This is a genomic window from Burkholderia sola, assembly GCF_905400185.1.
Lineage (GTDB): Bacteria > Pseudomonadota > Gammaproteobacteria > Burkholderiales > Burkholderiaceae > Burkholderia > Burkholderia sola.
The window spans coordinates 879,294-893,015 of the sequence record NZ_FR989677.1 but is presented as its reverse complement, the minus strand read 5'-3'; the positions used below and the strand labels follow the sequence as shown (position 1 = coordinate 893,015).

Below are 13,722 nucleotides of genomic sequence, written 5' to 3'. Positions count from 1 at the left end.
GGGACACCTGAACCATGAACATGAAAGGTCTTTTGGATGGACGCGGAGAAGGCGCGACGCAAGCACCGGACGACGTCGCGGACGCCGCGGCCGAAGCTGCGCCGCACGACGCGACGTCGACAGCCCGCAAGCGCGCGTGGCCGGTCAACCGGTTGCGCAGGTTCACCGACGCGCTGAAGGCGCCGGACCAGATCGCGGGCGTGTCCGGCGCCGCCCCATCGGCGTTGAAGACGGTCCAGGCGATCAACGCGGAGGCGGCGTCCTACGCGACGACGCAGATATCCGTCGGTCCGAACATGATGATCACGCAGGCCGGCGGCATGGTCGCGCAGGCGGCGGCCAACTACTTCGAGGCGTCGACGTCGCTGGCGATCGCGGGCAAGAGCGTGCTGATGAAGGACCTCGCGCAGAAGACCATCGACGAGGACGTGAAAGGCATGGCGATGGATGCGGTGGGCCTGCTGTTGACGGACCTGTTCGTCGCGACCGCGGCGGTCGTCGCGGGCGCCGCGGAGGCGATCGAAGGGGAGGCCGCGAGCGTCGCGCTCGACCGGATCGACGAGAGCCTGCAGAAGTATCAGGCGTTGCTCGACAAGAAGGGCGCCTGAGACACGTCACGCACGTCGGGCGCGGCGTCGATAGGAACGTCGCGGGCAATCATGCGTCGAGAACCGCGGCGCAATCGCGGGCCACGCGTGCAGCGGGCGAAACAGTCTTCATCGACACGACCCGCCGGGCCGTCAGGCCCGATGCGGGATGTGAGCGGCGGGCGCGATGCACGTTCGTGGTCGAACGCGTCGCGCCTGCTACCGGCAGTCCAGTCCAATCATGTGAGGAACCCATGTCTTACATCATTCAGAACGCACACGGTGCCGCGCCGCTGCGGGTTGGCGAGCGCAAATGGGGCGATGCGACGGAAATCGATTTCGGCGCGATGACGAGCTGCATCGCGCTCGTCGAGCAGACGCCGGGCCAGCCGACGTTGGTGCGCGGCATCCATCTGTCGATCGTCGGCGACGGCGGCACGAAGGTCTACGACACGGCGGCGGATGTCGCCGGACAGGTCGAGACGATCATGCAGCAGAGCGGCAACATGCGTGCATGCCTCGGGCGCATCGACCTCTGGCAGGCCAACGTGTCGCCGGAGGTGCAGGATTTCTTCGTCGCGCTGATGATGAGCCTCGGCATGGTCCAATGGGTGCAGGTGCCCGACGGCAACCTGCGGGTGCGGCTTGATGGCGGCGTGATGCAGTATCAGAAGGGCACCGCCGCGTGGACCAACGTGTAGCCGGCGCGATCCGTCGAAACCGGTGCCCGCGATGCGCGCGGGCGCCGGCCCCGTCCCAGCTTTTTGTTCGTCAACGCCAACAAAAAACCTCGTTTCGCGCCACGCGGCCTGTCAGCAGAATGTCTCCATTCCAGCTCACGCGACGACACAAGCGTCGCATGAGCCGCACTTCCGAAGGAGACAGCCGTGGCAGTCGAAACAACCTCGATCGATACGCTCGTCGTCGGCGCCGGGCAGGCCGGCGTGGCGATGAGCGAGCACCTGGGCAAGCTGGGCGTGCCCCATCTCGTGCTGGAGCGTGACCGCATCGCCGAACGCTGGCGCACCGGGCGCTGGGATTCGCTGGTCGCGAACGGCCCTGCGTGGCACGACCGTTTCCCCGGCCTCGAATTCGACGGGCTCGATCCCGATGCGTTCGCCACGAAGGACCAGGTCGCGGACTACTTCGAAGCGTATGCCCGTCGATTCAACGCGCCGATCCGCACCGGCGTCGAAGTGAAACACGTCGTGCGCAACACGGGCAAGCCGGGCTTCGTCGTCGAGACGTCCGACGGCATGATCGAGGCGAACCGCGTGGTGGTCGCGACGGGCCCGTTCCAGCGCCCGGTGATTCCGCCGATCGCGCCGGACGACGCGCGCGTCGTGCAGATCCATTCCGCCGACTATCGCAACCCGGGCCAGCTGCCGGCAGGCGCGGTGCTGGTGGTCGGCGCCGGTTCGTCGGGCGTGCAGATCGCCGATGAGCTGCGGCGCGCGGGCCGGCAGGTTTACCTGTCGGTCGGGCCGCACGACCGTCCGCCGCGTGCGTATCGCGGCCGCGACTTCTGCTGGTGGCTTGGCGTGCTCGGCGAATGGGACAAGGAAGTCGCGACGCCAGGCCGCGAACACGTGACGATCGCGGTGAGCGGCGCGCGCGGCGGCCATACGGTCGATTTCCGCGCGCTCGCGAATCAGGGCGTGACGCTGGTCGGGTTGACGAAGTCGTTCGACGGCGGCGTGGCCGTGTTCGAACCCGATCTCGCGATCAATCTCGCGCGCGGCGACGAGAACTACCTGTCGCTGCTCGACGCGGCCGACGCGTATGCGGCGCGCAATGGCCTCGACCTGCCGGAAGAACCGGCCGCGCGACGCATCCTGCCGGATCCCGACTGCGTCGCGCATCCGATCCTCTCGCTCGATCTCGCCGGCGCGGGCGTCACGTCGATCGTCTGGGCGACCGGCTATGCGGTCGACTACGGCTGGCTGAACGTGGACGCGTTCGCGCCGAACGGCAAGCCGCAGCACCAGCGCGGCGTGTCGAAGGAGCCGGGCATCTATTTCCTCGGGCTGCCGTGGCTGTCGCGGCGCGGCTCCAGCTTCATCTGGGGCGTGTGGCACGACGCGAAGCACATCGCCGATCACATCGTCACGCAGCGCAAGTACCTCGCATACCACGATGCGGCGCAGCACCGCGCGGCCGCCCAAGCGGCGCAGCCGGACGCGCGCCCGCTCGCCGAAGCGGCGAACTGACGACCTGACGACCCCGCCGCGACCGCTTCCCGCGCGGCGGGCGACCACACCGACACTCGAAGGACCTCGATGAGCCAGCCTACCCATACGCGTATCCGCATGTTCAACACGAAGGATACCTACCCGAACCAGACGCTCGACAACGACCTGTGCCAGGCCGTGCGGGCCGGCAACACCGTCTACGTGCGCGGCCAGGTCGGCACCGATTTCGACGGCAACCTGATCGGCCTCGGCGACCCGCGTGCACAGGCCGAGCAGGCGATGAAGAACGTCAAGCAGTTGCTCGAGGAAGCCGGCAGCGACATCACGCATATCGTGAAGACGACGACCTACCTGATCGATCCGCGTTATCGCGAACCCGTGTACCAGGAAGTCGGCAAGTGGCTGAAGGGCGTCTACCCGATCTCGACGGGGCTCGTCGTTTCCGCGCTCGGTCAGCCGCAGTGGCTGATGGAGATCGACGTGATCGCGGTGATTCCCGACAACTGGCAGCCGAACCGCGCACGGGAGGCGACATGACGTTCTCCATCGTCGGACGCTGCCCGGAGACGGGGCAGCTCGGGATCGCGATCAGCTCGTCGAGCATCGCGGTGGGCGCGCGCTGCCCGTGGGTGCGTGCGGGCGTCGGCGCCGTCGCGACGCAGAACATCACGCTGCCGGCGCTTGGGCCGCAGATTCTCGACCTGATCGAGCACGACCAGCTCGCGCCGGCCGCGGCGCTCGACCGGGCGTTGAGCGCGAACGGCTGGAGCCAGTACCGGCAGGTCACGGCGATCGACGGGCAGGGGCAGACCGCATGCTTCACCGGCAAGGAGGCGCTCGGCACGCATCGCGCGGTGCAGGGCGAGCAATGCGTGGCGGCCGGAAATCTGCTGGCCGCGCCGGCCGTGATCGATGCGATGGTGCGGGCCTTCGAGCACGCGCCCGGGCTGCTCGCCGATCGCCTGCTGGCCGCGATGCACGCGGCGATGACGGCCGGCGGCGAGGCCGGGCCCGTGCATTCGGCCGCGCTGAAGGTGGCCGGTGACGTGACCTGGCCGATCGTCGACCTGCGCGTCGACTGGGCCGATACCGATCCGATCGGGCAACTCGATGCGCTGTGGCGCGCGTATCGGCCGCAGATGCAGGACTACCAGACGCGCGCGCTGAATCCGACCGCCGCACCGAGTTACGGAGTACCGGGCGATGAGTGATCCGTCGAGCCGCGCGCTGCTCGAACGGCTGATCGGCTTCGCGACGGTCAGCCGCGACTCGAACCTCGAGATGATCGGTTTCATCCGCAACTATCTCGCGGGTTTCGGTGTGGAAAGCGAGCTGTTCTATAACGCGGAACGCACGAAGGCGAGCCTGTACGCGACGATCGGCCCGCGCGACCGCGGCGGCGTCGCGCTGTCGGGCCATACCGACGTGGTGCCGGTCGACGGGCAGGCATGGACGGTCGAGCCGTTCCGGCTGACCGAGCGCGGCGGCCGCCTGTACGGTCGCGGCACGGCCGACATGAAGGGCTTCATCGCATCGGTGCTCGCGGCCGTGCCGGCGTTCGTCGCGCGGCCGCTGAGCGTGCCCGTGCATCTCGCGTTCTCGTACGACGAGGAAGTCGGTTGCGTCGGCGTGCGGCCGATGCTCGAACAACTGGCCGCGCGCGCACATCGTCCGCGGCTGTGCGTGATCGGCGAGCCGACCGAACTGAAGCCGGTGCTCGGTCACAAGGGCAAGCTCGCGATGCGCTGCCACGTGAAGGGCGCCGCGTGTCACTCGGCTTACGCGCCGTCGGGCGTCAACGCGATCGACTATGCGGCGAAGCTGATCGGCCGGCTCGGCGAGATCGGCGCGGCGCTCGCACGCCCCGAGCGGCACGACAGCCGCTTCGATCCGCCGTTCTCGACCGTGCAGACGGGCTTGATCAAGGGTGGCCGCGCGCTGAACATCGTGCCGGCCGAATGCGAGTTCGATTTCGAGGTGCGCGCGCTGCCGGATTTCGATGCGCACGACGTGCCGAGAAAGCTGCAGGACTATGCGGAATCCGAACTGTTGCCGCGGATGCGCGCGGTGCAGCCCGATACCGACATTCAACTGAAACCGCTCGGCGCGTATCCGGGGCTGGCGACCGCGCCGGACGGCGAGGCCTCGCGGCTGATCGCGTGGCTGAGCGGGTCCGACGCGTTCGGCACGGTGGCGTTCGGCACCGAGGGCGGGCTGTTCGGGCAGGCCGGTATTCCGACCGTCGTGTGCGGTCCCGGCAGCATGGACCAGGGGCACAAGCCCGACGAGTTCGTCACGCTCGAACAACTGCACGGATGCGACGCGATGCTCGGTCGTCTGGCCGCGTATCTTTCTTCAGCCGACTGAGCTGGCCACCGACACGCACGCTCCGCACCCGGCGGCGCGTGCGTTTTTTTGTTCTCTATCGCGATCTCATCGCGCCGCTTCCGCGACGATCTGCGCAAGCCGCTCGCGGCAGAAATCGACGAACGACTGCGCCTGCTTCGTGAGCTGCCCGCGCTTCAGCCGCGCGCTCACGAGCCCGGACGGGCTGACCGTTTCGCTGAGGCCGATCGTCACGACACGCTGGCCGTCGTACGTATAGTCGGAATGCGGGCGCGTGACGAGCAGCGAGAACCCGAAGCCCTGGCCGACCATCCCGCGCACCATCTCGATCGACGGCGAGCCGAACACGATGTTCGGCGTCAGCCCGAGTTCGTGAAACAGACTGACGAAATACGTGCGGCTCGGCTGCACGTCGAGCAGGATCATCGGCTCGACGCACAGGTCGCGCAGCGACACGTGCGTCTGGCTCGCGAACCGGTGGTTTTCGGGCAGCAGCACGTACGGCTGCTGCGGCGGCATCAGCGACTCGGTTTCGATCGTGCCGTCGAGATCGTGGTCGTACATCAGCGCGAGATCGAACGTGCCGGACGTCAGCCCCTGCACGAGTTCCTGCTGGTCGCCGTCGCGCAGCCGGATGTTCACGCCCGGGTAGCGCTCGCGAAAACCCGCAATCAGTTGTGGCAGATAGAGCGGCGCGACCGTCTCGAAACAGCCGATGTCGATCTGCCCGGCGATCACGTCGTTGTCGGCGAGCGCGTTCTGTTCGAACTCGTGCGCGATGCGCAGCAGTTCCTGCGCTTTCCGGTAGAAGCGCGTGCCGCTCGGCGTCAGCGACACGCCCTGCGCGTGATGGCGAATGAACAGCTTCACGCCGAAGCTCTCTTCGAGCCCCTTGATCGCGCTGGAAATCGACGGCTGCGCGATAAAGAGCTGACGCGATGCCTCGGCGACGCTGCCGGATTCGACCGTCGTGATGAAGTACTTCAGTTGCCGCAATGTGTAGTGAGCCACAAGCACCTCTGATGCCCGCCCCGGCGTGCCGCCGCGGGCGCGTGCGCGTTCCATGGGGAAACAGACCCTGGCACCTTACCTGAAGTCGATCGGCGCCGAAATTTCCGCTGCAGAGCTTTTTCGTATGTCGCGGAAATATTTTTAGTATTTTCCGGTCGCGATGCACGTGGCGCACCATCGTCTCCAACCTGGATCGCGACGGGGCCGCGTGCGCGCCGGCGGGACATGTCATCCGTCCCTGCTTGCCGCGCACGCGCCGCTTCGTTCGGCGCCGCCGCGCATGCACGCGGTGCGGCATCGCCCGCGCATCCGGACCGATGGCCGGCGCGCACCCCGACGCGCGCCGGCGTGAACGGCACGCGCGCATTGCCGCGCAGGACTGGAGACTTCACCATGACGAACGCGGAACGCAATGCGTCCCCGATGATAGAGAAGCACACGATCGGCTATGTGCCGCCCGCCGAACGCCACGGCAAGGTGCGCGACTTGTTCACGCTCTGGTTCGGCGGCAACATCGCGCCGCTGCCGATCGTGACCGGCGCGCTCGGCGTGCAGATGTTCCACCTGAACCTGATGTGGGGGATCGTCGCGATCGTCGTCGGCCAGGCGGTCGGCGGCGTGCTGATGGCGCTGCATTCGGCGCAGGGCCCGCAGATGGGCATCCCGCAGATGATCCAGAGCCGCGCGCAGTTCGGCTCGTGGGGCGCGCTGCTCGTCACGGTGATCGCGGCCGTGATGTACGTCGGCTTCTTCGCGTCGAACATCGTGCTCGCCGGCAAGTCGGTGCACGGCATCGCGTCGTCGGTGCCGGTGCCCGTCGGCATCGTGATCGGCGCGGTGGGCTCCGGGCTGATCGGGATCGTCGGCTACCGGTTCATCCATATCCTGAACCGGATCGGCACGTGGGTGCTCGGCATCGGCATCGCCGTCGGCTTCTGGATGATCCTGTCGCACGTGAACACCGCCGATTTCCTGACGCGCGGCGGCTTCGACTTCGCGGGCTGGCTCGCGACGGTATCGCTGTCGGCGCTGTGGCAGATCGCGTTCGCGCCATACGTGTCGGACTATTCGCGCTATCTGCCGGAGGACGTCGGCGTTGCGTCCACGTTCTGGGCGACCTACCTCGGCTGCACGATCGGCTCGACGCTCGCGTTCATCTTCGGCGCGGTGGCCGTGCTCGCGGTGCCGGCCGGCGCGGACACGATGGACGCGGTCAAGCAGGCGACGGGCCCGCTCGGCCCGCTGATGCTCGTGCTGTTCCTGCTGAGCGTGATCAGCCACAACGCGCTGAACCTGTACGGCGCGGTGCTCGCGGTGATCACGTCGGTGCAGACGTTCGCGTACAAGTGGATTCCGACCGCGAAGGCGCGCGCGGTGGTGTCGGTCGTGATCTTCGTCGCATGCTGCTACGCGGCGATCGGCGCGTCGACGAACTTCGTCGGCAACCTCGTCGATCTCGTGCTCGCGCTGCTGGTCGTGCTGGTGCCGTGGACGGCGATCAACCTGATCGACTTCTACGTGATCCACAAGGGCAAGTACGACATCCAGTCGATCTTCATGGCGGACGGCGGAATCTACGGCCGCTTCAATCCGCAGGCGCTGCTCGCGTATGCGATCGGCATCGTGGTGCAGATTCCGTTCATGAACACGCCGATGTATGCGGGCCCGATTCCCGCGCATCTGGGCGGCGCGGATCTGTCTTGGCTCGTGGGCCTGCTGCTGACGTCGCCGCTGTACTACTGGCTCGCGACGCGCGACAGCGCGTATCGGCGTCGGCAGGGCGGCGCGCACCTGCCGCCGACGGCGGTGCGGTAAGCGCAGGGCGGCAGGCGGGCACGGGCGCGGCGTGTGCCGCGACCCTTGCCCACCCGCGGATCAGACCACCGCCGAGCGCGCGACGCGCACCGGCACCGACTTGTACGACGGCGTGCCGCTTTCCTTGTCGATGTAGTCGAGCGGCACGAGCACGTTCGCTTCCGGGTAGTACGCGCCGACCGAGCCCGGCGCGATGTCGTACTCGATCGCGGTGATCTTCTCGAGGCGCAGTGTGCGGCCCGACGCCGTGACCGTCTCGATGTCGACGAGGTCGCCGTGTTCGAGCCCGTACTTGTCGAGATCGGCCGCGTTCATGAACAGCACGTCGCGCCGGCCGAACACGCCGCGATAGCGGTCGTCGAGCCCGTAGATCGTCGTGTTGTACTGATCATGGCTGCGCAGCGTGATCAGCCGCAGCACCTGCTCGGCGCCGAGCGCGTCCGCGTCCTCCTTCACGCCCTTGTAGACCGAGAACATCGCCTTGCCGGTCGGCGTCGGCCACACGCGCTCGGTGGGCGGCAGCGGCAGGCGGAAGCCGCCCGGCGTGCGGATCCGCTCGTTGAACGCGTCGAAGCCGGCTACCGTCTTGTCGATCAGGTCGCGGATGCGGTCGTAGTCGGCGATCAGGTCGAGCCACGCGACCTTGCTGTTCGGCAGCGTCGCATGCGCGATGCCGGCGACGATCGCGGGCTCCGAGCGCAACTGGTCCGACGCCGGCTTCAGCTTGCCGGCCGACGCATGGACCATCGACATCGAATCCTCGACGGTGATCGATTGCCGGCCGGTGGCCTGCATGTCGAGCTCGGTGCGGCCGAGCACCGGCAGGATGAAGGTTTCCTTGCCGACCAGCAGGTGCGAACGGTTCAGCTTCGTGCCGAGATGCACGCTCAGGTCGAGCTTCGCCATCGCCGGGAACGACAGCTCCGGATCGGGCAGCGCGACCGCGAAGTTGCCGCCGAGGCACAGCAGCGCCTTCGCGGTGCCGTCGATCATCGCTTGCATCGCTTGCACCGCATCGTGCCCGTGTTTCGCGGGCGGCGTGAAGCCGCACACGTCCTCGATCTTCTTCAGGAATTCGGCCGACGGCTTCTCGGTGATGCCGACCGTGCGGTTGCCCTGCACGTTCGAATGGCCGCGCAGCGGGCACACGCCGGCGCCGGGCTTGCCGATGTTGCCGCGCATCAGCAGCAGGTCGGCGATCAGGCGCACGGTGGCCGTGCCCTTGTTGTGCTGCGTGACGCCCATCCCGTACGTGACGATCGTCGCGTTCGACTTCGCGTACGCGAGCGCGACCTCTTCGAGCTGCGCCTGGGCGAGGCCGCTCGCGCGTTCGATGTCGTCCCACGACGTGGCTTCGAGATCGGCCGAGAACGCGTCGAAGCCGTCGGTGTGCTGCGCGATGAAATCGCGGTCGAGCACGTCGCCGCGCTCGGCCTCGAGCTTCAGCAGCGCCTTCATGATGCCTTTCAGCGCGGCCGCGTCGCCGCCCGCGTCGACCTGGTAGTACGTCGACGCGATCCGCGTCGAGCCGAACGACGCCATCTCGATCATGTCTTGCGGATCGGCGAAGCGTTCGAGCGCGCGTTCGCGCAGCGGGTTGAACACGATGATCGGCACGTTGCGGCGCGAACACTCGTGCAGCGTGCCCATCATCCGCGGATGGTTCGTGCCGGGGTTGTGGCCGATCGAGATGATCAGCTCGCAGTGGTCGAAATCCTCGAGCGACACGGTGCCCTTGCCGATGCCGATCGACTGCGGCAGGCCGACGCTGGTCGGCTCGTGGCACATGTTCGAGCAGTCGGGGAAGTTGTTGGTGCCGAGCTCGCGCGCGAACAGCTGGTACAGGTACGCGGCTTCGTTCGACGCGCGGCCCGACGTGTAGAACTCGACCTGCTCGGGCGGCAGCGCGCGCAGCACTTCGCCGATGCGCGCGAACGCGTCGTCCCATTCGATCGCGTGGAACGTGTCGGTCGCGCGGTCGTAGACGAGCGGATGCGTGAGCCGGCCCATGTTCTCCAGTTCGTAGTCCGACATGCGCAGCAGCGACGACACGGTGTTCGCCGCGAAGAACTCCGGCGTCACGCGCTTGGTCGTCGCTTCCCACGTAACGGCCTTCGCGCCGTTCTCGCAGAACTGGAACGTCGACTTGTGCTCCTTGTCCGGCCACGCGCAGCCGGGGCAGTCGAAGCCGTCGGGCTGGTTGGTCCGCATCAGCACGATCGGCGCCTCGATGGTTTCCATTTGCGTGCGCACCGCATCGGCTGTCGCGCGAAGCGCGCCCCAACCGCCGGCGGGCCCGTCGTATTTCCTGATGCCTGGCACTTCGCGTCGATTTGTCATGTGAATCTCCAATAGCCGGGCCCGATGCGGGTGGCTCGGTTGCGCCGTGTCGCGGCGTGGGGCGGCTCCGTCCGCGGACGGAGCCGGTCATGCGTGCCCCGGGTGGTGGGGCATGCGTTGTTTTAGTGCGCGTCCTTCTTCGCGCCGGACGACTTCTTGCCCGACGGCTTCGCGGCGGGCGGCGGGGCGTCGGCACGCGTGTCGTCCGCCTTCGCGTCCGCTGCTGCGTTGGCGGCCTTGCCGGTCGGTTTGGCCTTGCCGTCGGCGTCCTGCTTTGTGTCCTTCGCCTCCTTCGCGTCAGGCGCGGCGAGCTTGTTGAACTTCACTTCGTCGCTGTCCTTGTCGTAGTCGACCTCGCACTTGTCGCCCGACTTCAGCCGATCGGCGAGGATTTCCTTCGCGAGCCGCGTCTCGATGGTCTGCCGGATCTGGCGCTTCAGCTCGCGCGCGCCGAATTCAGGCTGGTAGCCGGCTTCGGTCAGGTGTGCGACGAGCGAATCGCCCATCACGAGCGTGATGTCCTGCGCGGCGGCGGTGCGCACCACGCGATCGAGCTGGATCTGCACGATCGCGCGGATGTCGTCCTTCGACAGCGCGTGGAAGACGATCACCTCGTCGATCCGGTTCAGGAACTCGGGCCGGAAATGCCCCTTCAGCACCTGCATCAGTTCCTCGCGGATCGCCTTGTCGGTCTTGCGCGCGGCTTCCGGCTGCGTGAGGTTGTCCATGATGATCGCCGCGCCGAGGTTGCTGGTCGCGATGATGATCGTGTTGCTGAAATCGACCACGCGACCCTTGCCGTCGGTGAGACGCCCGTCGTCGAACACCTGCAGCAGCACGTTGTAGACGTCCGGATGCGCCTTCTCGATCTCGTCGAGCAGGATCACGCTGTACGGGCGACGCCGCACGCGCTCGGTGAGCTGGCCGCCTTCGTCGTAGCCGACGTAGCCGGGCGGCGCGCCGATCAGACGCGCGACCGCGTGGCGTTCCATGTATTCCGACATGTCGATGCGGATGATCGCCTGCTCGTCGCCGAATACGGTCTCGGCCAGCGCCTTCGCGAGCTCGGTCTTGCCGACGCCCGTCGGCCCGAGGAACAGGAACGTCGCGATCGGCCGGTGCGTCTGGCCGAGCCCCGCGCGCGACAGCCGTACCGCATCGCTGACGGCGACCACCGCATCGGCCTGGCCGACCACGCGCTCGCGCAACTGCTCCTCCATCTTCAGCAGCTTCTGGCGCTCTTCCTGCGTGAGTTCGGACACGGGGATGCCGGTCAGCCGCGACACGACCTCGGCCACCGATTCAACGGTCACCTCGAGCGTCTCCGAACCGGTCTTGCGCTGCCACGCCTCCATCATCTCGTCGACGGCCTTCTGCTTCGCGCTGATCTGCTCTTCGAACTGCTTCGCTTCGTCGAAGCGCTTGCGCGACGTCGCGTAGTCCTGCTCGCGCTTCAGTTGCGCGATCTGCGCTTCGCCTTCCTGAATGTCGACCGGGCGCGACGTCGCGCCGATCCGCACGCGCGCGGCGGCCTGGTCGATCAGGTCGATCGCCTTGTCGGGCAGGAAGCGCGACGTGATATAGCGGTCGGCGAACTCGGCGGCCGCGACGAACGCGTCGTCGGCGAACGTCACCTGGTGGTGCGCCTCGAGACTGTCGCGCAGCCCGCGCAGGATCACGATCGTCTGCTCGACGCTCGGCTCCGGCACGAACACGGGCTGGAAGCGGCGTTCGAGCGCGGCGTCCTTCTCGATGTACTTCTGGTATTCGTTGAGCGTCGTCGCGCCGATCAGGCTCAGCTCGCCGCGCGCGAGCGCGGGCTTCAGCACGTTCGCGATGTCGAGGCCGCCTTCGCCGCCGCCCTGGCCCGCGCCGACGATCGTATGCAGCTCGTCGATGAACAGGATCAGTTCGTCCTGCTTCGCGGTCACTTCGTCGATCAGCTGTTTCGCGCGTTCCTCGAATTCGCCGCGATACTTCGCGCCGGCCACCATCGAGTTGATGTTGACCTCGACGAGCCGCTTGTCGCGCAGCACTTCGGGCACGTCGCCGTTGACGATCCGCTGCGCGAGCCCCTCGACGATCGCGGTCTTGCCGACGCCCGGCTCGCCGATCAGCACCGGATTGTTCTTCTTGCGGCGCGCGAGCACCTCGATCGTGCTCTCGATTTCCTGCGCGCGGCCCAGCACCGGATCGAGCTTGCCCTGGCGCGCGATCGCGGTGAGGTCGCGGCCGAACTTGTCGAGGTTCGGCGTGCCGGTCGGCGCATCGACGCGGCCGTCCTCGGCGCCCTTGCCGACCACCTTCACGACCTTCTGGCGCAGCGCCTCGGGCGTCACGCCGTATTTCTTCAGCAGCGTGCCGGCGACGCTGTCAGGCACCGATGCGAGCCCGATCAACAAGTGCTCGGGGCCGATGTACGAGTGGCCGAGATCGCGCGACGCCTGAAACGCGTACTGCACGGCCTTCTTCACGCGCGGCGAGATCGACAGCTTGTCGAGCGGCGCGTCGGGAGCGGCCGTGCCGGTGTGCGCGTGCGCGTCGATGTACGTCTTGATGTCCTCCGGCGACAGCTTCAGTTCCTTCAGCAGCGCGGCACATACGTCGGTGTCCGCGAGCGCGTACAGCAGGTGTTCGGAATCGAGCTCGCTGCGGCGCAGCTCGTGCGCCTTCTCGGCCGCGCGCTGCAGCAGTTCGAGCGTCTGTTCGCTGAACGCGTCGGTCGGATCGACCGATTCGCGCGGAATCTCGGCGGCGAGCGGCGATTCGTCGCCGAGCCCGCCGAACAGCGACGACGGTCCGCCACCGCCGAGCAGCGAATCGAACGGATTCAGCATGCTCTGATGCCGCATCAGCTGGCGGAAGTGGTAATCGCAGATCGAGATCGTCTTGCGCTCGCCGTCCTGCATCACGGTGGCGCGTGCAACGGCCGGCCGCGCGTGGCAGATATCGCAAAGTGCGGGCATGGTGGTCTGGCTCCTGTCGGTGAAGGTGGGTCGAAGCGTGACGCCCGATGCGGTGCGGCGCTCGCGCGTCCCGATCGCGGTCGGGGCGGGAAGCGCGAGTGCCGCAAGGAGCCCACGGCATCGCTTCGACTGCGTTCAAAATAACGAATCGACGCGGCCCGTCCAAGACACAGTTCCATGCCGGACCGGCCGTGAATTGCACCCTCACATGGACGTGGGCCGGGGCGGCAAGGAGTACAGACGCGCAAGCGGGCGGCGGCGCGGGCGTGTGCGGCGCGTACGGCTTGCGGTGGAAGGCGCGGGAAAGGGCGGCGCCCGAACGACGCGCGGTGCGACATCGGCGCGCAGTGCGCCGGCAGCGGCCGAACGGGGGCCAGACGGGACGCGACGCGCGAGCGCGAACCGGTGGCGTCCGGCCATGCGTGCACCGCAGCCGAGACGCGCGGTGCGGCCGGGGAAGGCGAA

10 protein-coding genes are annotated in these 13,722 nt (G+C 67.7%); 7 read left to right on the top strand and 3 right to left on the bottom strand.

The window, feature by feature from the left end:
• Positions 1-20 precede the first annotated feature (20 nt).
• The 6 genes from KR541_RS34110 to argE all read left to right on the top strand — a co-directional run bounded on the left by KR541_RS34110 (position 21) and on the right by argE (position 5,146).
• Positions 21-608 (top strand): hypothetical protein, encoded by a 588-nt coding sequence (locus KR541_RS34110; protein WP_252996714.1) that lies wholly within the window; start codon positions 21-23, stop codon positions 606-608.
• A 233-nt stretch (positions 609-841) separates the two neighbouring features.
• Positions 842-1,288 (top strand): hypothetical protein, encoded by a 447-nt coding sequence (locus tag KR541_RS34105; protein ID WP_176016181.1) that lies wholly within the window; start codon positions 842-844, stop codon positions 1,286-1,288.
• A gap of 186 nt (positions 1,289-1,474) precedes the next feature.
• Entirely contained in the window at positions 1,475-2,797 is a 1,323-nt protein-coding gene (locus KR541_RS34100; protein ID WP_216090147.1) for a flavin-containing monooxygenase, read from the top strand.
• Between the two features lie 69 nt (positions 2,798-2,866).
• A complete protein-coding gene (locus KR541_RS34095) occupies positions 2,867-3,316 on the top strand; it encodes a RidA family protein (RefSeq protein WP_050014029.1) in 450 nt (149 codons plus the stop codon).
• A complete protein-coding gene (locus KR541_RS34090; RefSeq protein ID WP_050014028.1) occupies positions 3,313-3,990 on the top strand; it encodes a DUF1028 domain-containing protein in 678 nt (225 codons plus the stop codon). The genes KR541_RS34095 and KR541_RS34090 overlap by 4 nt, the downstream gene beginning before the upstream one ends.
• Complete coding sequence (argE, locus tag KR541_RS34085) at positions 3,983-5,146, top strand: acetylornithine deacetylase (protein WP_050014027.1); 1,164 nt, start codon at positions 3,983-3,985, stop codon at positions 5,144-5,146. Before KR541_RS34090 ends, argE begins: the two co-directional genes overlap by 8 nt.
• A gap of 66 nt (positions 5,147-5,212) precedes the next feature.
• Here argE and KR541_RS34080 read toward each other — a convergent pair whose 3' ends face one another.
• Positions 5,213-6,136, bottom strand: a complete 924-nt coding sequence (locus KR541_RS34080) for a LysR substrate-binding domain-containing protein (protein WP_050014060.1) — start codon at positions 6,134-6,136, stop codon at positions 5,213-5,215.
• 393 nt (positions 6,137-6,529) lie between these two features.
• On the opposite strand from KR541_RS34080, the gene KR541_RS34075 reads away from it, so the two are divergent.
• Positions 6,530-7,951, top strand: coding sequence for a purine-cytosine permease family protein (locus KR541_RS34075; RefSeq protein WP_089490315.1), 1,422 nt, complete (start codon positions 6,530-6,532; stop codon positions 7,949-7,951).
• A 60-nt stretch (positions 7,952-8,011) separates the two neighbouring features.
• On the opposite strand, the gene KR541_RS34070 is transcribed toward KR541_RS34075, so the two are convergent.
• Both KR541_RS34070 and KR541_RS34065 read right to left on the bottom strand, forming a co-directional pair.
• Entirely contained in the window at positions 8,012-10,291 is a 2,280-nt protein-coding gene (locus KR541_RS34070; protein ID WP_089490316.1) for an FdhF/YdeP family oxidoreductase, read from the bottom strand.
• Positions 10,292-10,413: 122 nt separating this feature from the next.
• Entirely contained in the window at positions 10,414-13,257 is a 2,844-nt protein-coding gene (locus KR541_RS34065) for an ATP-dependent Clp protease ATP-binding subunit (protein ID WP_216090146.1), read from the bottom strand.
• Positions 13,258-13,722: the final 465 nt, after the last annotated feature.